The sequence below is a fragment of the Salipiger sp. D13 genome (genome assembly GCF_003703915.1).
Lineage (GTDB): Bacteria > Pseudomonadota > Alphaproteobacteria > Rhodobacterales > Rhodobacteraceae > Salipiger > Salipiger profundus.
In genome coordinates this window covers 218,111-244,147 of sequence record NZ_ML112590.1, presented here as the reverse complement: position 1 = coordinate 244,147, position 26,037 = coordinate 218,111, and the positions used below count along the sequence as shown (strand labels likewise).

The following is a 26,037-nucleotide window of genomic DNA, read 5'->3' as shown; positions in this document are numbered from 1 at the left end:
TCAGCGGGTGCAACAGCAAAAGTTCAACATTTTCGCAGATTTTCGCGCGGGGTGGGGAGACGCCGCGTTGTCGCCTTGGAAATCCTCGCGCCCGGGCCTAGGCTTTCCTCCAACCAGCGAACGGGAGGTCTCGCCACATGTTCCTGCGCACAGTTGCCTGCGCCCTGACCACGGCTCTTGCCTGGCCCGCGACCGCCGATCCGGAGGACCCGGCCGATGCCGTTCTCGACGCGCTGCGCCTGCCCGAGATCCTGGAGGTGATGCGCGAGGAGGGGCTCGCTTACGGGAACGAGATGGCACGCGACCTGACAGCCGGCGCCCCGTCCGAGGGGTGGGAGGACACGGTGTCGTCGATCTACGACATAGAGGCCATGGAAGAGACCGTGCGGGCCCGGTTCTCTGAAACGTTCGGCGACACCGACGCCAACCGCATCCTCGAGTTCTTTTCCGGGGACACCGGGCAGCGCATCGTCGAGCTCGAGCTTTCCGCCCGCCGGGCGCTGATCGACGATGATGTCGAGCAATCGGCCCGAGAGGTCTTCCGCGGGCTCGATGGCGCGTCGGATCATCCGCGCCTCGACCTCGTGGAGGAATTCGTCGAGGCCAACGATCTTCTTGAGGCCAATGTCACGGGCGGAATGAATGCCAGCTACCAGTTCTACCTCGGGATGGTCGACGGCGGGGCTTTCGACATGGCCGAGGACGAGATCCTGCGCGAGGTGTGGTCGCAGGAGGCCGAGACCCGCGCGGACACGCGGGAATGGCTCTACGGATACCTGCTCATGGCCTACGGCCCCCTGCCGCTGGAGGATCTGCAGGATTACGTTGCCTTGTCGAGCAGCGCGCCCGGCCGCGCCATGAATGCCGCGCTGTTCGCGGGGTTCAACGAGATGTATGACCGGATTTCATATGCGCTGGGGCTTGCGGCGGCGCAGGAGTTGGCCGCGGAGGAACTCTAGACGGGGCTTCGGATTGCAGGGGACCGAGGCGGGTTGACAAACACGCGGGTTCTGTTGATAAGCGCGGTTCGTGACGGGGCCATTGCGGCCCCGCTTTCGAGTTATATATCAATGACAGCCCTGAAAGGGCGCGCTGTCCGAGGCGGCCAGATGGCCCGGTAAGTCCCGCAAGGGCGCCACAGGACGCGGTTAATGCAAGGAAGATGCAGATGTTCGCGGTGATGAAAACCGGCGGCAAGCAATACAAGGTCCAAGCGGGCGACGTGCTCCGCGTGGAGAAGCTGGCCGCAGACGCGGGTGAAACCGTGCAGTTCAACGACATCCTGATGCTCGGCGGCGACAAGGTCGTCGTGGGCGCGCCGCTGGTGGCAGGTGCCGCCGTGCAGGCCGAGGTCGTCGACCAGGTCAAGGGTGACAAGGTCATCCACTTCGTGAAGCGTCGCCGCAAGCACAGCTCGCAGCGCACGAAGGGCCACCGCCAGAAGCTGACGCTGCTGCGCGTGACCGAGATCCTCGCCGAAGGTGCGGATGCATCCGGCGTCAAGGCCGCGGTCGGCGCGGGCTCCGTGTCCGCCGCAGACGCGCCGAAGGCAGCTGCCGCTCCGGCCGCCGCATCGGGCGACGACCTGACCCAGATCACCGGTGTCGGCCCCGCCGCCGCCAAGAAGCTCAACGAGGCCGGCATCACGACCTTCGCCGAGCTCGCCGCAGTGGACCCCGAGACCTTCGAGGCCGCCAAGGTGAAGCCCGAGTGGGTCGAGCAGGCCAAGACTCTCGCATAAGCGTTAAGGAGACAGACCCATGGCACATAAAAAAGCAGGCGGTTCGTCCCGTAACGGCCGCGACTCCGCCGGCCGCCGTCTTGGCGTGAAGCTTTACGGTGGTCAGGACGCGACCCCGGGCAACATCATCATCCGTCAGCGCGGCACCAAGTTCTGGCCGGGCCAGGGCGTCGGCATGGGCAAGGATCACACGATCTTTGCCACCGAAGCCGGTTCCGTGACCTTCCGCAAGGGCCTGAAGGGACGCACCTTCGTATCCGTCCTTCCGGTGGCGGAGGCTGCCGAGTAAGCCGACCTCAAAGGTGATGAAAATCAGGGGGATCGGCGAAAAGCCGGTCCCCTTCGGCGTTTCAGGGAGGGGAAACGCCGGTTCATCGTGACGAGTGCATGAGAGGAGTGTGCACATGAATCTGGACCAGTTGAAAATGCCCGAGCGGCCCGACCCGGTCGCGTTGCAGGCGGAGATTCCGGCCGAACGTTTCGTGCTGCGTCCGCTGCGCCGCTCGGACGCCGGTCTGATCAGGCTCTACACCAGTGACGAGCGCGTTGCGCGCATGACGACCTCGATACCGCATCCGCTTCCGCCCGGGGCGACCGAAGCCTACATTGCCCGCGCCACCGCGGCGGACAGGGTCGAGGATGTCTGGGCGCTGGATGCTTCGGGGCAGGGCGGTTCCGAGGTTCTCGGCGTGATTTCGCTCGAGCGGCTCGAAGGCAACCAGAGCGAGATCGGCTATTGGATCGCCCCACCTTACTGGAACACCGGCCACGCTTCGGAAGCAGTCCAGGCGGTCATCGACGCGAACCCAAATCGCTCGGCAACGTTCTTTGCCAGCGTCTTTCAGGACAATCCGGCCTCGGCGCGGGTTCTGACGAATTGCGGGTTCGAATACATCGGAGACGCCGAAGCCTATTGCGTGGTGCGCAAGGCCAAGGTTCCGACCTGGACCTATCTGCGTCGCCTGGGCTAAGCTCGGGCAGACAGGAACGGTTCGCCAGACACGCCGACCTCACGGAAATATCAGCGTAAAAACAACGAGGCGCCCGGAACGGGGCGCCTCGTGATACGTTCTGTTCATGTGAATGAAGCGCGAGCCGGGCTCAGCTCCCCCAGCTACGGACCGGGCCGCAGTCCATGTGAACGAAGTTGGAGGAGGTATAACGTCCGACGCCGCCTGCCTTGCAAGCCTGAGCGGCCTTGGCGATCTGGTTGACGGAGCGCGAGTTGAGGTGAAGGTCCGCTGCCTCGCCCCGGAGATGGCGCGAGTTCTTGGCCACACCCGAACTGCGAGCGCGGAGCATCGCGTTGGTCTTCGGACAACGGTAGCCCGAGATCAGCATGTAAGGCTCGCTCGTATCCATCAGGTTGTGCGCCGCGGCCATGATGTCGATGGTCCGAGCGTCGATGGTCTTGACGTCGTTCGTGCGCCAGTCGCGCATGAAGTAGTTGATTTCCTTGAGAGCTTCAGGGATGTACTGACCTTCGATCCAGTAAATCATGTCGATCTTCTCGCCGGTGCGTCCGGAATACATCTTGACCCGGCGAACATCGCCGCCGCCGCGCAGGAAGCCTGCTGCGCTGGCATAGGTCGGAGCTGCTGTGACGATCGTGGCTGCGAATGCGCCAAGAAGGCCGCGGCGCGTGAGGCCGCCTGCGGAGTTTTCTGTCATGTGAAGCGCCTGTCCCGTAGTGTCGCTGTACCTGTTTCATCGCCTCGTTGGGCGACCCTGCCATCTCCCCCAAGATGTGCGGTTTTTATGCCACGATCATCATCGACTCGAAAGGTTGATTTAGTGCGAACGAAAAACGGCAAGCGATTTCGGCAAAAACCCGCGCAAATGGTGCTGGCGCTGTGGCGCATATGCGCCGATCTCGTGGGGCGGTGCGTTAGTGCCGCATGTGCAAGCGAAAGACCGGTCGTCGCGCAGATGTCAGTGGACACTCCGGCCCCTCGAGAAAGAAGAATAGTTTGAACACCATGAGCCATTATGCAGAGCGAGACATGACGACAGCGCGTTTCCAGACATCCTATTGCGTAAGGGCCGGATTTGCCGCGGCCCTGGCCGGGGCGTGGTTCCTTGCCGCGACACCGCAGCCTGCAGCCGCCCAAGGGCTCGCGCTGACCGCCTACAAACAGGCCGTCGCCGAGTCCGTGTCGGAAGACGAAGGGCTTGCCTCCTTCTATCGCGCCCGGGGCTTCGAGCCGGTCTGGACCGGGACCGATGCACAGTCCTCCGCCCGTCGCGCCGCGCTTCTGGATGCCCTGAGCCAGGCCGAGATGCACGGACTTCCCGTGTCCCGTTATGACGCGGCCGGCCTGATGGCCCAGATGCGTTCGGTCCGTGGGGACCGGGCGAGGGGCCAACTCGAGATCACGCTCAGTGAAACCTACCTGCGTTACGCGCATGACCTGAACGGCGGCGTGCTCGACGGCCGTCGTGTGAACAGCGGAACCAAGCGCGGCCCGCAACGTCTGCCGTCGGAGGCGCTGCTCGAGCGCCTCGAGCAGGGGGATCCGCAAGTCGTCCTCAAGGGGCTCGCGCCGCAGGGGCCGGAATACACGCGACTCATGCGGGCCAAGCTGACCTTGGAGCAGGAAATCGCGCGCGGCGGCTGGGGGCAGGCCGTCACAGGCGACAAGTTCGAGCCGGGTCAGTCCGGTCCGGCCGTCGTCGCACTGCGGGACCGGCTTGCTGCGATGGGCTACCTCGCACGCTCCGCGTCGCCGCGATACGACGGTGCCCTGAGCGATGCAGTCGCCCAGTTCCAGACGGATCACGGGCTCAAGGTCGATGGTATCGCCGGCCCGTCCACGCTGGCCGAAATCAACGTGCCGGCGGTCGACCGGCTGAAGTCGGTCATCGTCGCGATGGAACGTGAACGCTGGCTCAATGCGCCGGAGGGGCTCGGTAAGCGGCACGTTCTCGTGAACGTCGCCGACTTCCAGACCCGGATCATCGATGACGGCAAGACGACCTTCGAAACCCGTTCGGTCGTCGGGCACAGGGACGCGGATCGTCAGACTCCCGAGTTCTCCGACACCATGGAACACATGGTCATCAACCCGTCGTGGTATGTGCCGCGGTCGATCGTCGTGAAGGAGTACCTTCCGATGCTGCGGCGTAATCCCGGTGCGGTCAGCCATCTCGAGATCACCGACAGCCGGGGGCGCCGGGTGAACCGGGGTCGTGGCTTCTCGCAGTATACCAAGGCGAACTTTCCGTTCTCGATGCGACAGCCGCCGGGGCCGCGCAACGCGCTTGGTCAGGTGAAGTTCATGTTCCCGAACAAGTACAACATCTACCTGCACGACACTCCGGCGAAGCATCTCTTCAACGAGACGGAGCGCGCCTACTCGCATGGCTGCGTTCGGCTGGGCGACCCCAAGGACTTCGCCTATGCGCTGCTCTCGCTGCAGACGGACGATCCGCAGGGTCTCTTCGAGCGCAAGTTGCGCACCCAGAGTGAGGCCCGCGTGAACCTCGAGCAGCCCGTGCCGGTGCACCTGATCTATCGCACCGCCTTCACCAAGGCGAAGGGCCCGGTCAACTTCCGCAAGGACATCTACGGTCGCGACGCAAAGCTTTGGGATGCCCTCTCGGCTGCGGGGGTGGCGCTGGCGGCACCGCGCAGCTAGATCCTGCGGGAGACATCCCGGAGGACAGCATGCCCTACAGCATTTTCGACATCGCCACTGCGCTCGGGCTCGAAGCGCAGGGTGACACCGACCTCGAGGTGAGCGGCGTCAACGAGCCGGCGCTGGCGGCGTCCGACGAACTGGCGCTGGCGATGAAGCCCGAGTTCGCCGCGCAGATTGCCGACGGCCAGGCGCAGGCGGCGATGCTGTGGCAGGGCGCCGACTGGCAGGCGCTGGGGCTGCGCGCCGCGCTGCTGGCGCCGCGCCCGCGGCACGCGCTCTCCGGTCTGTCGGCCATGATGGACCCGGGGCCGGGCTACGGCGGCGGCATTCATCAATCGGCCATCGTCGACCCTTCGGCCCGGCTGGGCGAGGGTGTCTCGATCGGTCCCTTCAGCATCGTCGGCGCCGGCGCCGAGATCGGGGCCGGCACGATCATCGGCCCGCAGTGCCACGTGGGCTGGCAGAGTCGCGTCGGCGCGGGCTCGCTTCTGCATACCGGTGTCCGCATCGGCGCCCGCGTCACCATCGGCGCGCGTTTCATCGCGCAGCCCGGGGCCGTGGTCGGCGGCGACGGATTTTCCTTCGTGACCCCCGAGCCTTCGGGCGTCGAGCAGGTCCGCGAAACGCTTGGGCGCGAGAACGACGCCGAGGCCCAGAGCTGGGCTCGCATCCATTCGCTGGGCGGCGTGACCATCGCCGACGACGTCGAACTCGGGGCGAACGCCTGCATCGACCGGGGAACCGTGCGCGACACGGTGGTCGGCGAGGGCACCAAGATCGACAACCTCGTGCAGGTCGGCCACAACGTGGTGATCGGCCGCAACTGCCTGCTCTGCGGACAGGTCGGGATCGCCGGCTCGACCGTGCTGGGCGACAACGTGGTGCTTGGCGGGCAGACCGGCGTGGTCGACAACATCCGCGTCGGCGACCGGGTCATCACCGGGGCCGGCACCATGCTCATGGCAAACGTGCCGGCGGGCCGCGCGATGCTCGGCTACCCGGCGACCAAGATGGATGCGCATGTCGAAAGCTACAAGGCGATCCGCCGGCTGCCCCGTCTTTTCCGCGAGGTGGCGGCGCTCAAGAAAGCGGTTTCCAAGCCGGGCGGGGATGGGTAAACCGGCGCTGACTCAGCGACGAAGAGGGAGCGCGCCGCCATGAGTGTGAAGGACCGGGTCATCGCGATCATCGCCGAACAGGCGATGCTGGAGCCGTCGGACGTGACGATGGACAGCACGCTGGAGGATCTGGGGATCGACAGCCTCGGCCTTGTCGAGAGCATCTTCGCCATCGAGGAAGAGTTCGACATCTCCGTTCCGTTCAACGCGAACGAGCCGGGCGAGAGCGACTTCGACATCTCCTCGGTCGCGACCATCGTCGCCGGCATTGAAAAGCTGATCGCCGAGCAGAAGACGTGAAACGGGTCGTCATCACCGGCGCGGGCACCATCAACGCGCTGGGACCGGACGTGCCGACGACGCTCGAGGCCATGCGTGAGGGCCGCTGCGGCATCTCTCCGCTGGAGTTCCGCGATGTCGAACGGCTCTCGATCCGGATCGGCGGGCAGGTGACGGGCTACGATCCGACGGCCTACTTCAACCGCCAGCAGATGTCGCTGTATGACCGCTTTACCCAGTTCGCGCTGCTTGCCGCGCGCGAGGCGGTGGCGCAGTCGGGGCTGTCGTTCAAGGGCGAGCTCGGGGATGCCTCGGGCGTGGTGCTCGGCACCTCCGGAGGCGGGCTCACGACGCAGGACGAGAATTACCGCTCGGTCTACGAAGAGGGAAAGAACCGCGTTCATCCCTTCGTTGTGCCGAAGCTGATGAACAATGCCGCCGCAAGCCATGTCAGCATGGAGATGAACCTGCGCGGCCCCACCTTCACGGTCGCGACGGCCTGCGCGTCCTCCAACCATGCCATGGGGCTCGCCTTCCAGATGGTCCGCTCGGGCGCCTGCCCGGTGATGCTGACGGGCGGGTCGGAATCCATGCTCTGCTTCGGCGGCGTGAAGGCCTGGGAAGGGCTGCGCGTCATGTCGCGCGATGCCTGCCGCCCATTCTCGGCCAACCGCAACGGCATGGTGCAGGGCGAGGGGGCGGGCGTCTACGTCTTCGAGGACTACGACCACGCCCGCGCGCGCGGCGCGGACATTCTTGCCGAAGTGGTCGGGTTCGCCATGACCTCGGATGCCTCGGACATCGTGATGCCCTCGAAACAGGGCGCGGCACGGGCGATCACCGGCGCGCTGCGCGACGGCCGGATCGACGCCGAGGACGTGGGTTACATCAACGCTCATGGCACGGGCACCGCCGCCAATGACAAGACCGAATGCGCTGCCGTGGCCGATGCGCTCGGCAGCCAGGCCGACCGCGTGATGATTTCGTCGACCAAGGCGATGCACGGGCATTGCATCGGCGGCACCGGCGCAGTGGAACTTCTGGCCTGCATCATGGCACTGCGCGACGGCGTCATCGCTCCGACCATCGGTTACGAGGAACCGGACCCGGAGTGCGCGCTCGACGTGGTGCCGAACACCGCGCGCGAGGCGGATGTTTCGGTCGTGCTCTCGAACGCCTTTGCCTTCGGTGGCCTCAACGCGGTGCTGGCACTGCGCAAGGCCTGAGGCTCCAGCCGCGTCGGACGACGCACGAGGGCCAACCGGCGGCGGTCGGGCGGATATTCTGCGAAAAGAGCGGGCAGGGCGCCGAGCGCTAAAAAAGGGTGGCGGTCTCCCCTCCGCCACCCCTTTCTGAGGCGTTCCCGTCAGCACTCACATCAGTGATGCAAGCGGCCCATTGCACCGGCCACATCGGCCATGCGGGCAGAGAAGCCCCACTCGTTGTCATACCACGCGAGCACGCGCACGGTACGCTTGCCGACCACCTTCGTCTGTTCGGGTGCGAAGATCGAGCTGGCGGTCGTGTGATTGAAATCGACCGAGACCTTGGGCTCGGGATCATAGGCAAGGACCATTCCCATGCGGCCTGCCGCAGCCTCACGAACGATTTCATTCACGTCATCTACGGTCACATCCTTGCTTGCCTGGAAGGTGAGGTCAACCGCTGAAACGTTCGGGGTGGGCACGCGAAGCGCTGAGCCGTCGAGCTTGCCCTTGAGGTTCGGGAGCACCTCGCCGATGGCCTTCGCGGCGCCGGTCGAGGTGGGGATCATCGCCATCGCCGCCGCGCGTGCGCGGTAGAGGTCGTCGTGGCGGCGGTCGAGCGTCGGCTGGTCGCCGGTGTAGCTGTGGATGGTCGTCATCACGCCGCTCTCGATGCCGATGGCCTCGTCCAGTACCTTGGCCAGCGGGGCGAGCCCGTTGGTGGTGCAGGAGCCGTTCGATACCATCACGTCGCCCTCGCCGAGGTCACGGTGGTTCACGCCGTAGACGATGGTTTTCTGCACGTTCTTCGCGGGCGCCGAGATCAGCACCGACTTCGCTCCCTGGTGGATGTGCTGAACCGCCTTGTCGCCGTCGTTGAACTTGCCGGTACACTCGAGCACCACGTCGCAGCCGGTCCAGTCGAGCTCGCCCATCTCGTAGGTCGACATGACGTCGATGGGGCCACGTCCGAGATCCAGCGCGTTGCCGTTGACCACCTTCACCTCGCCACCGAAGCGCCCGTGCACGCTGTCATAGCGCAGCAGGTGCGCCGAGGTCTCGATCGGACCGGTGGCGTTGATCTTGACCACCTGCACGTCGTTGCGCGCGCTCTCGGCGATATGGGCCAGCGTGCAGCGGCCGATGCGGCCGAAGCCGTTGATCCCGACGGTGACGGTCATGGGCGGGTCTCCTTGCAATGTCTCCGAAATCGCAGCCTGTATACGGACGTATGCCGAGTTTCCAACTCGAAAAACGCATTTATTGCAGCATGTTAGCGTTAAATATTCAGATTGCGCTAACAATTGCGTGCCGTTTGACCGAGCCGCGCGCAGGGTTGCGGTAACAGCGCAAGCGGTGGCTTTCTCCGCCTGCGGCCGTCGTCCCGCTTGAACCCGGACCGCCCCCGGCTACTCTTCCTTCGAACTGGATTTGGAGCAGGACATGAGCGGACTTCTGGCGCTTCTCGACGACGTGGCGGGCATCGCCAAGATCGCGGCGGCCTCGGTCGACGACATCTCGGCCAACGCGGCCAAGGCCGGCTCGAAGGCGGTCGGGGTGGTCGTGGACGACGCGGCGGTGACCCCGAAATACGTTCAGGGCTTCGAGCCGGCCCGGGAATTGCCGATCATCTGGCGCATCGCCCGGGGCTCGGTGTTCAACAAGATCGTCATCCTGCTGCCCGCCGCGTTGCTCATGGCGGCCTTCGCGCCGTGGCTGGTGCCGCCGTTGCTGATCCTCGGCGGCTCCTATCTCTGTTTCGAGGGGGCGGAGAAGATCGTGCATGTCCTCATGCCGCACGACGAGCATTCCGGAGGGCCCGATGGCAGCCATGACGTTGGCGATCCGGCGCACCTCGAAGAGAAGAAGGTCAAGGGCGCGATCAAGACAGACTTCATCCTGTCGGCCGAAATCATGACTCTGGCGCTGTCCACCATTGACGCGACCGAGGTCTGGATCCAGGCGGCCGTGCTTGCCCTTGTCGGTCTCGGGATCACCGCTCTGGTCTACGGCGCGGTGGCGGTCATCGTGAAGATGGACGACGTCGGGCTCTGGCTGACCCAGGTCGGTCGTCTCGGCGCCACGCGGGCGGTCGGACGCGGCATCGTCAAGGGCATGCCCTGGGTGATGAAGCTGCTCGCGTTCGTGGGAACCGCTGCGATGCTCTGGGTCGGCGGCTCGATCATCGTGCATTCGCTGGCGCAGATGGGATGGCCCCTGCCGGAAGAAACCATCCACCACTACGCCGAGGCCGTGGCGCACGGCGTGGGCGCCGATCTGCAGGCCGCGGCGCTGTGGATCGCGACCGCCGCGATGGACTTCGTGCTCGGCCTCGCATGGGGACTCGTGCTCGTGCCGGTCGTCACCAAGCTGGTGATGCCGCTCTTCGGCAAGGCTGGCGCACAGCACTGACGGCAAGCCGGGGCCGAACGCCGTAGGGTGGTTCGCAACCCACCACCACCCTCGAAAAAGAGAAAAGCGCGCCGGATGACCGGCGCGCTTTCTTCTTACATCATGATCTAACTGCTCAGAGCAGCGACTTGGCCTTCTCGACCACCGCCTCGGCGGTGATGCCGAACTTCTCGAACAGTTCTTCGGCCGGAGCCGACGCGCCGAAGCTGTGCATGCCGACGAAGCCGGCCTTGGCCTCGCGACCGCGTTCGCCCAGCAGCCAGCGGTCCCAGCCGAAGCGGCTCGCAGCCTCGATGCCGACGCGCACGGGGCCGGCGGGCAGCACCTTGCGACGGTAGCTCTCGTCCTGTGCCTCGAACAGCTCCCAGCAGGGCATCGAGACGACCCGGGTGCCGATGCCTTCCGCCTGCAGCGCCTCGCGCGCGGCCATCGCCAGCGAGACCTCGGAGCCGGTCGCCATGAGGATGACCTGGCGCTTGCCCTCGGCGTCGGCGAGCACGTAGGCGCCTTTCTCCGACAGGTTGTTGGTCTTGTGCTGGGTGCGCAGCGTCGGCAGGCCCTGGCGGGTCAGCGACAGGACCGACGGCGTCTCGGTCTGCTTAAGCGCGATTTCCCACGCCTCGGCGGTCTCGATGATGTCGGCGGGGCGGAACACCAGCGTGTTCGGCGTTGCGCGCGAGATCGAGAGATGCTCGATCGGCTGGTGGGTCGGACCGTCCTCGCCGAGGCCGATGCTGTCATGGGTCATCACGAAGACGGTGGGCGTCTTCTGCAGTGCCGCAAGGCGCATCGCCGGACGGGCATAGTCGGTGAAGGCCATGAAGGTGCCGCCGTAGGGGCGCAGGCCGCCATGCAGGCCGATGCCGTTCATCGCAGCGGCCATGCCATGCTCGCGGATGCCCCAGTAGACGTAACGCCCCTTGCGGTTGTCGGTGTCGAACACGCCGAGATCGGCGGTCTTGGTGTTGTTCGAGCCGGTGAGGTCGGCCGAGCCGCCCACGGTCTCGGGCATCACCGGGTTGACCACCTCGAGCACCATCTCGGATGCCTTGCGGGTCGCGACCTTGGGCTGCGCCTCGGCGTTCTGCTTCTTCAGCGCGCGGATCACCGACGACAGTTTCTTCGGCGCCTCGCCGGCGAAGACACGGGCGAATTCCGCCTGCTTGCGCTCGGACAGCGCGGCAAGACGGCCGTCCCAGGCCTCGCGCTCGGCGGCACCGCGGTGGCCCACTTCTTCCCACCAGCTCTTGATCTCGGCCGGCACCTCGAACGGGCCGTAGCTCCAGCCCCAGCCGTCCTTGGCGGTGGCGTTCTGATCCGCGTCGGTCAGCGCGCCGTGGCCCTTGGAGGTGTCCTGCGCCGCGTGACCCAGCGCGATGTGGGTCTTGCAGGCGATCATCGACGGCTTGTCCTTGACCGCTTTCGCCGCGGTGATCGCCGCGTCGATGGCCTCGGGGTCGTGGCCGTCGATTTCCTGAACGTGCCAGCCCGCCGCGTTGAAGCGCCCGATCTGGTCGGTGCGGTCCGACAGCGAGACCTCGCCGTCGATGGTGATGTTGTTGTTGTCCCAGAACACCACGAGACGGCCCAGCCCGTAGCGGCCGGCGAGCGCCACCGCTTCCTGGCTCACGCCTTCCATGAGGCAGCCGTCGCCGGCGATGACATAGGTGTGGTGATCCATCGCGCCCTTGCCGAAGCGGGCGCGCAGCATCTCCTCGGCCATGGCGAAGCCGACCGAATGCGCGATGCCCTGGCCGAGCGGGCCGGTGGTCATCTCGATGGCGTCGGCGTGGAAGTTCTCCGGGTGACCGGCGGTGCGCGAGCCCCACTGGCGGAAGTTCTTCACCTGGTCGAGGGTGATCTGCGGGTCGCCCGAGAGGTAGAGCAGCGAGTAGAGCAGCATCGAGCCGTGGCCCGCCGACAGGATGAACCGGTCGCGGTCCGGCCAGGTCGGGTTGGCGGCGTCGAACTTCAGGTGCTTCGACCACAGGACAGTGGCGACGTCGGCCATGCCGATCGGCATGCCGGAGTGGCCGGAGTTGGCGGCGGCGACGGCGTCGAGCGTCAGCGCGCGGATGGCGGCTGCGCGCATCCAGTGGTCGGGATGTGCTTCACGAAGGGCGGTGATGTCCACGGGGGCGTCCTCTCTCTCCCAGTGCTGTTCTCCGGGTCAATAGCAGCACGGGTCCGAAGTTCAAGCGTTTGCGCTCCCATCGGGGCCGCTACCGCGGCATTTCAGCGGGGCTCTGCCGCATGTGACGGCGCGACGGAGGCGCTAGGAACAACCGGGGCGCAATTTCCAATTCCCCTTGATAAACTGTTGTCAAACGGGGCGAATCCGATTCGTGCATCGGCGGGACAGGCCCCGAAGGCAGATCAGAGAGGGCATGATGAGCCAGATCGACGACTTGCAGTCGCGCATCACGCGGGCGCTGGACCGTATCGCGCAGGGGGTGGAGCGGGTCTCCGCTGCGCCGCCGGCACCCGAGCCGACACCGGAACCCGAACCGCAGCCCGACCCCGAGTCCGCGCGCGCCGCCGAAGAGGCAGCAGCGGAAATCGCCCGGCTCACCGATGCGCTGGACGACGAGAAGATGGCCAACGCCCAGCTCGAGGAGCGCGTCCGCGAGCTGCACGCGCGGCTGGACGGGCAGGGCGCGCCGGACCCCGCGCTGCAGGACCAGCTCGCCGCGCAGCGCGACGGCATGGCCACGCTCGACAGCGAGCTACAGCGTCTGCGCACCGCGAACACCATGCTGGTGCGGACCAACGAACAGCTGCGCACGGCGCTGCAGGACAATCTCGGCGAGCCGCATCTCGTGAACCAGGCGATGCTCGCCGAGCTCGAGGCGCTGCGGGCCGCCCGCGCCGTCGAGGAGGCCGAGGCCCGCGCCGTCCTCGGCGCGCTCGAACCCGCGCTGGCGCAGGCCGCCGGCACGGAGCAGGCAACTGGCGGGGAGACCATGCAATGAGCCAGATGGAAGTGCAGATCACCGTCGGTGGCCGAACATTCGACGTCGCCTGCCAGCAGGGCGAGGAACAATACCTGCTCACCGCTGCCCGGATGCTCGACACCGAGGCGCAGGTGCTCGTCGACCAGATCGGCCGAATGCCGGAGTCGCGGATGCTGCTGATGGCGGGTCTGATGCTCGCCGACAAGACCGCCGGTCTCGAGGACCGCCTGCGCGCCGCCGAGGACAAGCTCGGCGAAATGTCCGACGAACTGCGGGAACTGCGCGAACGCCCCGCGCCGGCCCCGGAAAAGGTCGAGGTCCCGGTGGTGCCGCGCAGCGTCACCGACACGCTCGCCGAGCTTGCCGCCCGCGCCGAGGCCGTCGCCGAGGAGGTCGAGGGCAAGGCCACCTCCTGACCGCGCCAAATTCGCGCGACGCCGGGCGCACAGCACCACGCCCGGCGCTTCTTCTCTTCGAAAATACCCTCGGGGGTGAGCGCGCCGCAGGCGCGCGAGGGGGCCGCGCCCCCCTTTCTGCCTCCGCCATCATCGCGCCACGGCCGGTCACCACGAAGCGGACTCACGAGAACAAGGAAAGGGCGCGCCCGGTATCGGGCGCGCCCTTCGTCTGTCGGACCCGGGCGACACGACACGAGCGGCCCCCGAAGGGCCCGCTGCCGTGCCGCCGCCGTCTCAGCGCAGGATCGAGGTGCCGGCGTATTCGGCCACGTCCTCGAGCATCTCCTCGATGCGGATCAGCTGGTTGTATTTCGCCAGCCGGTCCGACCGCGCGAGCGAGCCGGTCTTGATCTGGCCGCAGTTGGTGGCCACGGCGAGGTCGGCGATGGTCGCATCCTCGGTCTCGCCCGAGCGGTGCGACATCACGTTGGTGTAGCCGGCACGGTGCGCCATATCCACGGCCTTGAGCGTCTCGGACAGCGAGCCGATCTGGTTGACCTTCACCAGCATCGAGTTCGCGACGTTCTTCTCGATGCCCATGGCGAGGCGCTCGGGGTTGGTCACGAAGAGGTCGTCCCCCACCAGCTGGACCGAGCCGCCGAGCTTCTCGGTCAGCAGCTGCCAGCCTTCCCAGTCGTCCTCGGCGCAGCCGTCCTCGATCGACAGGATCGGGTAGTCGGCACAGAGCTTGGCAAGGTAGTCGACGTTCTCGGCCGAGCTCAGCGACAGGCCTTCGCCCTTCATCTCGTACTTGCCGTCCTTGAAGTACTCGGTCGAGGCCGCGTCGAGCGCGAGGTAGATGTCCTCGCCGGGCTTGTAGCCGGCCTTCTCGATCGACTTGAGGATGAAGTCCAGCGCCTCGCGGGTGCCGCCGAGCTCGGGGGCAAAGCCGCCCTCGTCGCCGAGACCGGTGGACATGCCCGCCGCCGAGAGCTCCTTCTTGAGCGTGTGGAAGACCTCGGAGCCCATGCGCACCGCGTCGCGGATGTTGGGCGCCGACACCGGCATGATCATGAATTCCTGGATGTCGATCGGGTTGTCGGCATGCTCGCCGCCGTTGATGATGTTCATCATCGGGACCGGCAGCACGCGCGCCGAGGTGCCGCCGACGTAGCGGTAGAGCGGTTGGCCGCAGAACTCGGCCGCGGCCTTGGCGGTGGCCAGCGACACGCCGAGGATGGCGTTGGCCCCGAGACGGCCCTTGTTGCCGGTGCCGTCGAGCTCGATCATGGTGCCGTCGATGGCTTCCTGCTCGGTGGCGTCGAAGCCGACCAGCGTCTCGGCGATCTCGCCGTTGACCGATGCGACGGCCTCGAGCACGCCCTTGCCCATGTAGCGCGACTTGTCACCGTCGCGGCGCTCGTGCGCCTCGTGGACGCCGGTCGAGGCCCCCGAGGGCACCGCGGCGCGGCCAATGGAGCCGTCTTCGAGGATGACGTCGACCTCGACGGTGGGGTTGCCACGGCTGTCGATGATCTCGCGGGCGTGAATGTCGATGATGGTGCTCATGGGGTCCGTCCCTCGCCTCCAGAGTTTTCGTCACGCGAGCTATAACAGCCCCGTGCACAATGTAAACGCGGCTCGCGCTAACAGCCTGTTGCATGGGCCGCTTGCGCTAACATTTTCACGGCTGGGGCCCGAAAATTTTGCCAAATGCCGCGGTGCAGCTATCTTGGGAGCGATACCAACGGACAATCCCGGGGCGGGGGGAGGCGCGCCCGGACGGGAGAGTTGATGGAAGAAGAACTGGAACTGCTCGAGACCCAGGTCGAGGAGATCACCTCGGGCATCGAAGAATTCGTTCCGATCCTGCCGGACTGGGCCATGCCGGTGCTCGTGCTGGCGCTGGCCTTCATCGTGGGCCTCGCGATCTTCCGGCTGGTCTTCGGCATCCTCAACCGGATGGTGGCGAAGCGCGATCTCTTCTGGCGCAGCCTCGTGGCGCGGACCCGCCGGCCGCTTCGGCTGGGGCTGGTGGTCGCGGCGCTCTCGATCGGCGTCGCCGTGGCGCCGCTGAGCTTCGAGGGCAGGGATCTCGCGCAGCATGGGCTGCTGATCGCCTTCATGGTGCTGGTCGCATGGGCGCTGCACACCGCGCTGCACATCTGGACAACGGTGCACCTGCGCAAGTTCACTCTCGACGCCGAGGATAATTTCCTCGCGCGCAAACACGTCACGCAGAGCCGGATCCTCGTGCGGCTCGCGGGCTGGCTGATCGTGATCCTGACGGTGTCGGCGATCCTGATGACCTTCGACGGCGTCCGGCAATGGGGCGTGTCGCTGCTTGCCGCGGGCGGCGCCGCCGGTATCGTCGTGGGCTTCGCCTTCCAGCCGGTACTGAAGAATCTCATCGCCGGTATCCAGCTTGCGGTGACGCAGCCGATCCGCATCGACGACGCGGTGATCGTCGAGGGCGAATGGGGCTGGGTCGAGGAGATCACCGGCACCTACGTGGTGATCAAGGTCTGGGACTGGCGCCGACTGGTGGTGCCGCTGAGCTACTTCATCGAGCAGCCGTTCCAGAACTGGACGCGCGACAGCTCGTCGCTGATTGGGGGCGTGCTGCTCTACCTCGACCATTGCGCCGACATCAAGCGGCTGCGCACCAAGACCGAGGAGATCTGCCGCGCCTCGAAGCTCTGGGACGGCAACGTCTGCCACGTTCAGGTCAACGAATTCCGCGAGCGGGTGATGGAGGTGCGCATCCTCGCCTCGGCCCGCAATGCGCCGCGCACCTACGACCTGCGCTGCGAGATCCGCGAGGAGATCATCACCTGGATACAGCGCGAGATGCCCGAGGCGCTGCCGCGCACCCGCGAGACGGTCTCGGTCGATGGCGCCGGGGTGGCGCCGCAGCACGGGATCGGTGTCGTCGGGCGGTGAGCTGGCTGGTGCGGCGCTTTTGCGGTGCGGTCGGGAGGGGGCTCTGCCCCCTCGCACGCCTGCGGCGCGCTCACCCCCGAGGGTATTTTTATAACCGGAGAAGGGCCAGGGGTGGCGCCGGCGTGCGGACAGACGCGGCCTGCGGACGCGACGGTGCTTCTTCTGGCCATAAATATCCCCGCCGGAGGCGGACGGACGGTCAGGGCCGCAGGACGGCGCTTTCCTGCCGGGCGAGGCGGCGTTCGCGCAGGAACGTGTAGAGCCCCGCGCCGAGGATCAGCGTGGCGCCGGCAAGCGTCCAGCCGTCGGGACGTTCGCCGAAAACCAGCATGCCAAGCCCGGTGGTAAAGACGAGGCGGGTATAGCGGAAGGGTGCCACCGAGGAGACCGGGGCCATGCGCATCGCCATGGTGACGGCGAGGTATCCCGCCGCCGTCACAACGACTGCGCCGGCCATGTGGGCGAAGACGACGGGCTGCGTCGTGATCTGGGCGCCAGTGACGAGCAGCACGACGGCGCCCACCGGGAAGACCGCGGCGAAGCCGTAGGCCGAGAGCGCGATGGAGGGGATGCGCCCTGGGGTCACGCGGGTCACGAGGTCACGGGCCGCGAGACCGCTGACGCCGATGACCGGGAAGATTTCCCAGCCGCTGAAGCCGCTCCCACCGGGCCGGATGACCATCAGCATTCCCGCGAGCCCGAGCGTGATGGCGAGCCAGCGCCGCCAGCCCACCGGCTCGCGCAGGAAGAGCGCGGCGCCGAGGGTGACCACCAGCGGCGCGGTCTGCATGATCGCCGCCATCAGCGACAGCGGGATCTTCGACAGCCCGACGATCATGCCGAGCGCACCGATCATCTCGCAGAGGTTGCGCAGCATGACCCGCCGCTCGAAGGCGTCGGCGAGGGTCAGCGACACGCCCCGCAGCCGCGCGAGCAGCACGAACAGCAGCGTGGCACCGGTGCTCAGCATCAGCATGACCTGACCGACCGGTGCCACCTGCGAGGCGAGCTTGAGAAAGGCGTCGCTGGCAGCCAGCAACGCCATGGAAAGGACCATCAGCAGGATGGCGCGCAGCGTGTCCACGAGGTCAGGTGATGACGTCGGGGGCGTCGCGTCCGGTGCGTTCCCTGATCCCGGCGATGCTCTCGGCAGCGGCAATGACATCGGCGAGCGCGTCCTGCGGATCGAGGCTGAACTGCGCGGGGTCGGTCTCGACCTTCTCGAGGTAGACCCGCAGGGTCGCGCCCTCGGTGCCGGTGCCAGACAGCCGCAACACCAGCCGGCCGCCGCCCTCGAAGCCCACGCGCAGGCCTTGGCCCTCGGCGCGCGAGCCGTCGACCGGGTCGTCGTAGGCGAACTCGTCGGCGCCGGTCACCGTCAGCGGGCCGAAGCTCTTGCCGGGCAGATCCGCGAGCTGGCCCCGGACGTGGTCCATGAGCCCGCTGGCGGCGTCGCTGTCGACGGCCTCGTAGTCGTGGCGCGAGTAGTAGTTGCGGCCGTAGGTGGCCCAGTGCTCTTCCATCAGCTCGGAGACCGAACATTTCTTGACGGCAAGGATGTTGAGCCAGAACAGCACCGCCCAGAGGCCGTCCTTTTCGCGGACGTGGTCGGAGCCGGTGCCGAAGCTTTCCTCGCCACAGAGCGTGGCGCGGCCGGCGTCGAGGAGGTTGCCGAAGAACTTCCAGCCGGTGGGGGTCTCGTAGCAGTCGATGCCGAGCTTCTCGGCGACGCGGTCGACGGCCTGACTGGTCGGCATGGAGCGGGCGACGCCCTTGAGCCCGTCCCTGTAGCCGGGCACCAGCGTCGCGTTGGCGGCGAGAACGGCGAGGCTGTCGGAGGGCGAGACGTAGCACTTGCGCCCGACCACCATGTTGCGGTCGCCGTCGCCATCCGAGGCCGCGCCGAAATCGGGGCCGCTGTCGCTCATCATCTCGTCCCAGAGGGTCTTGGCCCAGGTCGGGTTGGGGTCGGGATGGCCCTCGCCGAAGTCGGGAAGCGGGATCGCGTTGATCACGGTGCCCGGCGACGCGCCGAGCGTCTCTTCGAGGATCCGCGAGGCGTAGGGTCCGGTGACCGCGTGCATCGCGTCGAAGCGCATCCGGAAGCCGGACCGGAACAGCGCGCGGATCGCGTCGAAGTCAAAGAGTTCGGCCATCAGCGCGGCGTAGTCGCCGACCGGGTCGACGATCTCGATCTCCATGTCGCCCAGCGTCACGGTGTCGGTCATGCGCAGGCCGACGTCGTGGCTTTCGGTGATGTGGAATTCGGAAATGACCTTGGTCGCGTCGAAGATCTTGCCGGTCACGCCTTCGGCCGCCGGGCCGCCGTTGGCGGTGTTGTATTTCACCCCGAAGTCGCCGTTCGGGCCGCCGGGGTTGTGGCTGGCCGACAGGATGATGCCGCCGTCGGCGCCACGCTTGCGGATGAGGTTCGAAGCGGCGGGGGTCGACAGCAGGGCGCGCTTGCCGACGATCACCTTCTTGGCGCCGCCCGCGGCGGCCATCCGCAGCACGACCTGCGCCGCCTGGCTGTTGAAATGGCGACCGTCACCGCCGAGTACGAGGGTCTTGCCCTCGACGCCGCCGATGCCGTTCCAGATGCTTTGAATGAAATTCTCGAGATAATGGTGCCCCTGGAAGACCGGGGTCTTCTTGCGAAGGCCGGAGGTGCCGGGCTTCTGGCCCTCGATCGGCTCGGTGGGAATGGTACGAATGGTGGTCATGGCTGTCGTCTCCTATCGCCCGGCACGTTTCATGATGTGGGCGCAGTTTGCAAGCACTTGGGATTGCGCGATTTCACCGACGCCGGCGGGGAGCCGCTGGCGCCAGTTCGGGTATTCGAAAACGGTCCCGGGCAGGTTCGGCTGATCCTCGAGACCAAGCACGTCCTCGACCTGCAGGGCAACCATGCGCGAGGCGGTGACGGCGAGCAGCGAGGCCATCGCCTCGGGCGCCTCGGGCGGAAAGCCGTTGCGGTAGGGGCTGGTGGCCCCGTCCATGCCCTCGACCTCGCGGCCGCGCCAGCCGAGCATGCCGTCCACGTGCTCGGGCGGGATGATGCCCAGATCGCGGCGCAGCACGATCTCGCGGCCTTCGCGCCAGCCTTTCCACGTCGGAAGGTCATGCGAGGAAAAGCTCGCGATGGCGCCCTCGGTGTACTCCTGCGGGGCCTTGTACCACGGTGGGTCGCCGGCGTGCTCGAAGCAGGTGAGCCGGCAGCCGAGGATGCCGCTCTGCGACAGTTCCTGCTGCAACCCGTCGGGGATCACGCCGAGGTCTTCACCGACGATGACGGCGTCGGCGCGGGCGGCCTCCATCCGGGCGACGGCAAGCATCGCGTCACGCGGCATGGCGACATAGGCGCCGGGATGGCCGTCGGGCACCCAGTAGGCCCGCTCGAAGCCGAGGATGTGGTCGATGCGCAGCGCGCCCGAGAACCGCAATTGCTGGCGCAGGGTCAGCGCCAGGGCCTCGAACCCGGTGTCGATGAGATGCACGGGGTTGAAGGGCGCGAGATGCCAGTTCTGCCCCTGCGGCGCGAAGGCGTCGGGCGGGGCCCCGAGGCTCGCGCCGAAGGCGAAGCTCTGCCGGTCCTCCCAGGTTTCGGCGCCGTGCGGATGGGTGCCCACGGCAAGGTCGAGGTAGAGCCCGAGGTCCATGCCGGCGGCGCGGGCGCGCGACTGGGTTTCGGACAGGGCGCCCTCGGCCTTGTATTGCAGCCAGGCGTGGAAGCGCACGCGGTCGGCCATCTCGTGCGCCGCCGTGCGAACGGCCGCGCCTTTCGGATCGTGGTATTCCTCGGGCCAGCTGTCCCAGTAGGCGCCGAACTTCTCGGCCAGCGCTTCGTAGATGGCGAAGGACTGGAGCGCCTCGCCCTCGTGGGCAAGGTAGCGGTCGAAGGCATCGCCGGGCGGGGCGACGCGGTATTCTTCCTCGAGCGCGTGCATCCGGGCCGGGATTTCCTCGGGCAGGTTCAGCACCGGGCCCGGATCGTCGGCCTGCGCCGCGGTCGGCAGGTAGAAGGGCGAGAACCGCCGGCGGTGCGAGGGCGTGTAGGGGCTGAAGCCGCCGGGATTGGTCGGAAAGCCCGCATGGATAGGGTTCACGCCGAGAAAGGCGGCGCCCTGCGAGCCAAGCCCCTCGGCGAGCGCGGCAAGATCGTCGTAACTGCCAAGACCGCCCTGTGACGGCGGACGCAGGCAGGCAAGCGGCGCCATGAGGCCCCACATCGGGCGCGGCAGCGGCAGGCGCGCCGGCGCGGACAGAAGCCAGCAGCGCGCGCCGTCGGCTTCGAGCAGGTGTCGGCCAAGCGGCAGCGCCGGCAGCGCGCCGCGCCCCTCGAGCTCGGTGCCGTCCTCGCAGCGGATGCGCCAGCTCTGCGGAAGGTTCATGCCGCAGGGCTGGTCGGCCTCGCAGACGTGGTAGCGGGGCAGCGCCGGATCGGCTTCCGGAGCGTCACCGTCGCCAAGGCCCATCGCGGCAAGAAGCGCCGCCTTGGTCTCGTCCGATGCCACTTGAGTTTCGCCGAACAGGTCCTTGAATTCAGGGATGATTCCGGCTTTCAGGGCGCGTTCGTGAAGGGTCGGGTCGGTCATGCAGGCTCCTCGACGAGCGCGACGACGGAGTTCTCCGCCAGGGTGAGTTCCGGTCCGACGGGCTCGGCGGCCAGTTCGGGGCTCGCGGTGTCGACATGGCGCACCCAACGAAACCCCTCGGAGATCGGGGGCAGCGTGATCTGCACCGCCTCTCCGGCATTGAAGGCAAGGTAGATCGCCTCTTCGCGCTGCGCATAGCGCGGCGTGCCGCTGGCCATGCGAAATTCGGCGCAGAGCACGCTGAGGTGCCCATTGGTCCAGTCGGCCCGGGTCATCTCGGTGCCGTCCGGGCGCCACCAGAAAAGGTCGGGCACACCGTCGACCTTGCGCGGCTGCGAATGCAGGAAACGCTTCTGGCGCAGGATCGGATGCGCCTTTCGGAAGCCGATCAGCCAGCGGGTGAAGGCAAGGAATTCCTCGTCGGCGGAGTCCCAGTCGATCCAGCCGATCTCGTTGTCCTGCGCGTAGGCGTTGTTGTTGCCCGATTGCGAATTGCCGATCTCGTCGCCGCCGAGGATCATCGGAGTGCCCTGGCTGAGCAACAGTGTCGCCATCATGTTGCGACGGCGCCGGGCGCGCGCGGCGTTGATGGCCTCGTCATCGGTCGGACCCTCGACACCGAAGTTGTCCGAGTAGTTCTCGCCGTGGCCGTCGCGATTGTCCTCGCCGTTGGCTTCGTTGTGACGCTCGACGTAGGAGACGGTGTCGGCGAGCGTGAAACCATCATGGGCGGTCAGCAGGTTGACAGACGACGTCGCGCGCCGTCCGGAATGATCGAAAAGCCCGGCGGACCCGGTGATGCGATCCGCCAGAACCGGGACGTGGCCAAGATCGCCGCGCCAGAAGCGCCGGACGCCATCACGATACTTGTCGTTCCACTCCGAGAACGGCGGCGGAAAGCCACCCAGCTGGTAGCCTCCGGGACCGATGTCCCAGGGTTCCGCGATGAGCTTTTTATTCGAAAGAACAGGATCTTGGCGAACGGCCTTGAAAAACGCTGAATTACTATCGAAGCCAGTGGCGCCGCGCCCGAGCGTGGCACAGAGATCGAAGCGGAAGCCGTCGACCCCCATGGTCGTCGCCCAGTAACGCAGCGAGTCCATCACCATGCGCAGCACCATCGGATGCTCGAGGTCGAGCGTGTTGCCGGTGCCGGTGTCGTTCACGTAGTGGCGTTTGTCGTCCTGCAGCCGGTAGTAGGCGCGGTTGTCGAGCCCGCGAAAGCTCAGCGTCGGCCCGTTCCCGTCGCCCTCGCAGCTGTGGTTGTAGACGACGTCGAGAATGACCTCGATCCCGGCGGCATGCAGCCGGGCCACCATGTATTGGAACTCCCACAGACCGCCTTGGCCAAGGTAGCGCGGCTCTGGAGCGAAAAAGCCCAAAGTCTGGTATCCCCAGTAGTTTACGAGCCCTTTTTGAACCAGGAAACGGTCGTTCAGGAAGGCATGCACCGGCAACAGCTCGACCGCCGTCACGCCAAGCCCGACAAGGTGATCGATCACCGGGTCGGAGGCGAGGCCAAGAAAGCTGCCGGGGTGTTTCACGCCGGGAAAGCGCTGGGTGAGCCCCTTGACGTGCGCTTCGTATATGACGCTTTCCTCGAAGGGGGTGCCCGGTGCCGCGTGACGCTGGCCCCAGTCGAAGCTCGGGTCCTCGACCACGCATTTCGGCATGAATCGGGCGCTGTCTCGCGTGTCGGGCGCCTCGGCGCCGCCATAGAGCGCGTCATGCCAGGTGGGATGGCCGGTCAGCCGACGCGCATAAGGGTCGAGCAGCAGCTTCGCGGGGTTGAAGCGGTGGCCGTCCTTCGGCGCAAAGGCACCGTGAGCTCGAAAGCCGTAGTGCTGACCGGGGGTGAGCCCCGGCACGCGGCCATACCAGATGTCGCCGTCACGCTCGGGCAGCGGCAGCCGTGCGGTTTCGGTCCCGTTCTCGTCGAAGAGGCATAGATCGAGGGCTTCGGCATTCTCAGAGAAGACGGCGAAGTTGACCCCGTCGCCATCGAAAGAGGCCCCGAGCTCTGCGGGGTTTCCGGCCAAAATGACAGGGTCGCTCATTCAGCCTTGACCATCTCGGCGTAGAGCGCCGCGTAGGCGGCGGCGGATTGATCCCAGCCGACGGGTGCGGCCATGGCGTTCTTCATCATCTTCTTCCAGGTGGTCTGATCTTCGTAGAGTTTGACCAGCTTCATCAGCGATTGCGCAAGAGCCTGCGCGGTCACGGGGTGGAACTGGAGCCCGGTCGCGGCACCGGCTGCCAATCCAGCAGGCGATGCGTTGATGACCGTATCGGCCAACCCGCCCGTGAGCGCAACCAGCGGGAGCGTCCCGTGACGCAGCCCGTAAAGTTGCGTGAGCCCGCAGGGCTCGAAGCGGGACGGCACCAGAATGGCATCGCCGCCCGCGATCATGCGGCGTGCGAGCGCCTCGTCGTAGCCGATGGTGACCGCGACGCCCGGGTGCGCCTCGCGATAGTCGAGGAACGCCCGCTCAAGTTCGCGGTTGCCCGAACCGAGCAGGACGAGTTGGCCACCCCGATCCAGAAGTGCCGGCAGCGCCTGCAGGAGGATGTCGAGACCCTTCTGCTCGGTCAGGCGCGAGACCACCACGCAGACCGGGCCGGGCCAGTCGGGCAGGCCCATCTCGTCGCGCAGCGCGGCGCGGTGCTTGGCCTTGCCGGCCGGGGTCTTGTAGGGCGGTGTCCAAATCGCCTCGTCGATGCCGTTCAGGATGCCGACGAGATCTTCCTGCCGGGCGCGCAGCACGCCGTCGAGCCCCATGCCGAACTCTTCGGTCATGAGTTCCGAAGCGTAGGTCGGCGACACTGTGCCGAGCTTGTCCGAGTAGACAAGACCGGCCTTCAGGGCGCTGATATTGTTGTAGAACTCGTATCCGTTCTCGGTGAATTCCGAGTGCGGCAGGCCGAGCGTCGAGATCATCTCTGGCGGCGAAATGCCTTGGAAGGCGATGTTGTGGATCGTCATCAGCGAGGCGACGCGATCGCTGGCGCCCAGCTCGCGGAGGTAGAGCGGTGCCCAGCCGGACTGCCAGTCGTGGCAATGCATGACCTGTGGCATCCACCCCTCGATCCCCTCGGCGCAGATCATGGCCGCGGCGCTGGAGAGGGCGGCGAAGCGTTCGGCGTTGTCATCCCAGTCGCGACCGTGGCCATCGAGGTAGGGTCCGGCATCGCGGTCGAAGAGATGCGGCGCGTCCAGCGCGTAGAGCACCTGGTCGCCGAGCGCGCCGCGATAGACCCGTGCGAAGCCTCCGAAGAGGTTGTCCCATTCCGCCACCTTGCGGCGCCGGCCGACCGCCTGCATCACCGGGCGATAGCCGGGCACGAGGGTGCGCATCTCGACGCCCTGTGCCGCCAGTGCCCCCGGCAGGGCGCCGGCCACGTCGGCCAGCCCCCCGGTCTTGATCAGCGGCACGCATTCCGAGGCGACGGACAGCACACGGGTCATTTCTCGGCTTCCCTCCGGTCCAGCATCCGCTGGGTGATGAGCGTCACGCCACCGGGGCTGACGCGGAACCACCGGGCGTCTTCTTCCGGGTCCTCGCCCACGACGAGCCCCTCGGGGATGTGTACACCACGGTTTATGACGACGTTTTTAAGCCGCGCGTGTCGTGCCACGTTGACATAGGGCAGCGCCACCACGCGGTTGAGCGAGGCATAGGAGTTGGTGTGACACATGGTTGACAGCAGCGACTCGCGGATTTCCGTGCCCGAGACGATGCACCCCCCGGTGACCAGCGAGCTTACCGCCGAGCCACGCCGGTCTTCCTCGTCGTGGATGAACTTGGCGGGCGGCAGCAGCTCGGAGTAGGTCCAGATCGGCCAGTCTCGGTCCCACAGATCGAGATCCGGGGTGAAATCGGTAAGGTCGATGTTTGCCTTCCAGAAGGCGTCGATCGTGCCCACGTCACGCCAGTAGGCCGGTGCATCGGGCCGGGTGCGCACGCAGCTGTCCTCGAAGCGATGCGCCTGCGCGGTGCCCTTTTCGACGATCTCGGGGATCATGTCGTTGCCGAAGTCGTGGCTCGATGCCTCGTTGTCGAGATCCTCGAGCAGCCGCTCGCGGAGGAATTCCCATGTGAAGACGTAGATGCCCATCGACACGAGCGTCTTCTGCGGATCGTCCGGAAGACCCGGCGGGTCGGCGGGCTTCTCTAGGAACGAAGTGATCCGGTCCTTGCCGTCGACCGCCATGCAACCGAAGGCGCTGGCCTCGCCACGATCCACCGTCAGGCAGCCCACGGTCACGTCGGCATTCGTCTCGACGTGCTGGGCGATCATCGCCTCGTAGTCCATCTTGTAGATGTGATCGCCGGCGAGAATGACGATGTAGTCGATGTCGTAGCTGTCGATGATGTCGATGTTCTGCGCCACCGCGTCGACCGTGCCGCGATACCACATCCCCTCAGTGACCCGCTGCGAGGCGGGCAGGATGTCGAGGAACTCGTTGCGCTCGGAGCGGAAGAAGTTCCAGCCGCGCTGGCAGTGGCGGATCAGGCTGTGGGCCTTGTATTGCGTGGCGAGCGCAATCTTGCGGATGCCCGAGTTCAGCGCGTTCGACAGCGCGAAGTCGATGATCCGGGTTTTGCCGCCGAAGTAGACCGCCGGTTTTACCCGGCTGTTGGTCAGTTCGTGCAGGCGTGAGCCGCGCCCGCCGGCCAGGACGAAGGCCATGCTCCGTCCGGCAAGGCGCTGTTGTCTCCAAGGCATCTCTCATCCTCCTCGTCATGCTG

The 26,037-nt window shown here is 66.7% G+C and carries 22 protein-coding genes; 12 read left to right on the top strand and 10 right to left on the bottom strand.

What is annotated here, in order from left to right; all coding sequences use genetic code 11:
- The first annotated feature begins 137 nt into the window (after nt 1-137).
- The 4 genes from D6860_RS01095 to D6860_RS01080 all read left to right on the top strand — a co-directional run bounded on the left by D6860_RS01095 (nt 138) and on the right by D6860_RS01080 (nt 2,712).
- Nucleotides 138-959: a DUF2059 domain-containing protein gene (locus D6860_RS01095; protein ID WP_083697866.1), complete on the top strand. Its 822-nt coding sequence runs from the start codon at nt 138-140 to the stop codon at nt 957-959.
- Between the two features lie 209 nt (nt 960-1,168).
- The gene (locus D6860_RS01090) at nt 1,169-1,741 is read left to right on the top strand and encodes a 50S ribosomal protein L21 (protein WP_076624540.1); all 573 of its coding nucleotides are present in this window, start codon (nt 1,169-1,171) and stop codon (nt 1,739-1,741) included.
- A 19-nt stretch (nt 1,742-1,760) separates the two neighbouring features.
- Nucleotides 1,761-2,030, top strand: coding sequence for a 50S ribosomal protein L27 (gene rpmA / locus D6860_RS01085; protein WP_076624541.1), 270 nt, complete (start codon nt 1,761-1,763; stop codon nt 2,028-2,030).
- Nucleotides 2,031-2,145: 115 nt separating this feature from the next.
- The gene (locus tag D6860_RS01080) at nt 2,146-2,712 is read left to right on the top strand and encodes a GNAT family N-acetyltransferase (RefSeq protein WP_017467287.1); all 567 of its coding nucleotides are present in this window, start codon (nt 2,146-2,148) and stop codon (nt 2,710-2,712) included.
- Nucleotides 2,713-2,842: 130 nt separating this feature from the next.
- Here D6860_RS01080 and D6860_RS01075 read toward each other — a convergent pair whose 3' ends face one another.
- Nucleotides 2,843-3,412, bottom strand: a complete 570-nt coding sequence (locus tag D6860_RS01075; RefSeq protein WP_017467288.1) for a peptidoglycan L,D-endopeptidase MepK — start codon at nt 3,410-3,412, stop codon at nt 2,843-2,845.
- Nucleotides 3,413-3,744: 332 nt separating this feature from the next.
- On the opposite strand from D6860_RS01075, the gene D6860_RS01070 reads away from it, so the two are divergent.
- From D6860_RS01070 to D6860_RS01055, 4 genes are read left to right on the top strand one after another with little or no spacing between them, the layout of a single operon-like run.
- Nucleotides 3,745-5,379 carry a L,D-transpeptidase family protein gene (locus tag D6860_RS01070; RefSeq protein ID WP_076625426.1) on the top strand — a complete coding sequence of 545 codons (1,635 nt, stop codon included), beginning with the start codon at nt 3,745-3,747 and terminating at the stop codon, nt 5,377-5,379.
- A gap of 29 nt (nt 5,380-5,408) precedes the next feature.
- Nucleotides 5,409-6,500, top strand: coding sequence for a UDP-3-O-(3-hydroxymyristoyl)glucosamine N-acyltransferase (gene lpxD, locus D6860_RS01065; RefSeq protein WP_076624542.1), 1,092 nt, complete (start codon nt 5,409-5,411; stop codon nt 6,498-6,500).
- Between the two features lie 39 nt (nt 6,501-6,539).
- A complete protein-coding gene (locus D6860_RS01060; protein WP_076624543.1) occupies nt 6,540-6,800 on the top strand; it encodes an acyl carrier protein in 261 nt (86 codons plus the stop codon).
- On the top strand, nt 6,797-8,005 hold the full coding sequence (locus D6860_RS01055; RefSeq protein WP_076624544.1) for a beta-ketoacyl-[acyl-carrier-protein] synthase family protein: 1,209 nt from the start codon (nt 6,797-6,799) through the stop codon (nt 8,003-8,005). The genes D6860_RS01060 and D6860_RS01055 overlap by 4 nt, the downstream gene beginning before the upstream one ends.
- 152 nt (nt 8,006-8,157) lie before the next feature.
- Here the strand turns inward: D6860_RS01055 and gap are convergent, their stop codons facing one another.
- Nucleotides 8,158-9,165: a type I glyceraldehyde-3-phosphate dehydrogenase gene (gene gap / locus D6860_RS01050; protein WP_017467253.1), complete on the bottom strand. Its 1,008-nt coding sequence runs from the start codon at nt 9,163-9,165 to the stop codon at nt 8,158-8,160.
- A gap of 262 nt (nt 9,166-9,427) precedes the next feature.
- Between gap and D6860_RS01045 the strand changes: the two genes are divergently transcribed.
- Entirely contained in the window at nt 9,428-10,396 is a 969-nt protein-coding gene (locus D6860_RS01045) for a DUF808 domain-containing protein (RefSeq protein ID WP_017467254.1), read from the top strand.
- Nucleotides 10,397-10,511: 115 nt separating this feature from the next.
- Here D6860_RS01045 and tkt read toward each other — a convergent pair whose 3' ends face one another.
- Entirely contained in the window at nt 10,512-12,530 is a 2,019-nt protein-coding gene (gene tkt, locus D6860_RS01040; RefSeq protein WP_076624545.1) for a transketolase, read from the bottom strand.
- Between the two features lie 253 nt (nt 12,531-12,783).
- Here tkt and D6860_RS01035 point away from each other — a divergent pair, with 253 nt between their 5' ends.
- Both D6860_RS01035 and D6860_RS01030 read left to right on the top strand, forming a co-directional pair.
- Nucleotides 12,784-13,368 carry a hypothetical protein gene (locus tag D6860_RS01035; RefSeq protein WP_308420238.1) on the top strand — a complete coding sequence of 195 codons (585 nt, stop codon included), beginning with the start codon at nt 12,784-12,786 and terminating at the stop codon, nt 13,366-13,368.
- Nucleotides 13,365-13,766, top strand: coding sequence for a cell division protein ZapA (locus tag D6860_RS01030; protein ID WP_076624546.1), 402 nt, complete (start codon nt 13,365-13,367; stop codon nt 13,764-13,766). Before D6860_RS01035 ends, D6860_RS01030 begins: the two co-directional genes overlap by 4 nt.
- A gap of 276 nt (nt 13,767-14,042) precedes the next feature.
- On the opposite strand, the gene eno is transcribed toward D6860_RS01030, so the two are convergent.
- Entirely contained in the window at nt 14,043-15,317 is a 1,275-nt protein-coding gene (gene eno / locus D6860_RS01025) for a phosphopyruvate hydratase (RefSeq protein WP_076624547.1), read from the bottom strand.
- Between the two features lie 225 nt (nt 15,318-15,542).
- On the opposite strand from eno, the gene D6860_RS01020 reads away from it, so the two are divergent.
- A complete protein-coding gene (locus D6860_RS01020; protein WP_076624548.1) occupies nt 15,543-16,691 on the top strand; it encodes a mechanosensitive ion channel family protein in 1,149 nt (382 codons plus the stop codon).
- A gap of 199 nt (nt 16,692-16,890) precedes the next feature.
- Here the strand turns inward: D6860_RS01020 and D6860_RS01015 are convergent, their stop codons facing one another.
- The 6 genes from D6860_RS01015 to glgC are packed head-to-tail and all read right to left on the bottom strand — an operon-like array spanning nt 16,891 to nt 26,014.
- Nucleotides 16,891-17,775: a DMT family transporter gene (locus D6860_RS01015; protein WP_076624549.1), complete on the bottom strand. Its 885-nt coding sequence runs from the start codon at nt 17,773-17,775 to the stop codon at nt 16,891-16,893.
- A gap of 4 nt (nt 17,776-17,779) precedes the next feature.
- Complete coding sequence (locus tag D6860_RS01010) at nt 17,780-19,414, bottom strand: alpha-D-glucose phosphate-specific phosphoglucomutase (protein ID WP_076624550.1); 1,635 nt, start codon at nt 19,412-19,414, stop codon at nt 17,780-17,782.
- 12 nt (nt 19,415-19,426) lie between these two features.
- Nucleotides 19,427-21,286, bottom strand: a complete 1,860-nt coding sequence (gene malQ / locus D6860_RS01005) for a 4-alpha-glucanotransferase (protein ID WP_076624551.1) — start codon at nt 21,284-21,286, stop codon at nt 19,427-19,429.
- Nucleotides 21,283-23,343, bottom strand: coding sequence for a glycogen debranching protein GlgX (glgX, locus tag D6860_RS01000; protein WP_076624552.1), 2,061 nt, complete (start codon nt 23,341-23,343; stop codon nt 21,283-21,285). The genes malQ and glgX overlap by 4 nt, the downstream gene beginning before the upstream one ends.
- On the bottom strand, nt 23,340-24,752 hold the full coding sequence (gene glgA, locus D6860_RS00995; protein ID WP_076624553.1) for a glycogen synthase GlgA: 1,413 nt from the start codon (nt 24,750-24,752) through the stop codon (nt 23,340-23,342). Before glgA ends, glgX begins: the two co-directional genes overlap by 4 nt.
- Entirely contained in the window at nt 24,749-26,014 is a 1,266-nt protein-coding gene (gene glgC, locus D6860_RS00990; RefSeq protein ID WP_076624554.1) for a glucose-1-phosphate adenylyltransferase, read from the bottom strand. Before glgC ends, glgA begins: the two co-directional genes overlap by 4 nt.
- Nucleotides 26,015-26,037 lie beyond the last annotated feature (23 nt).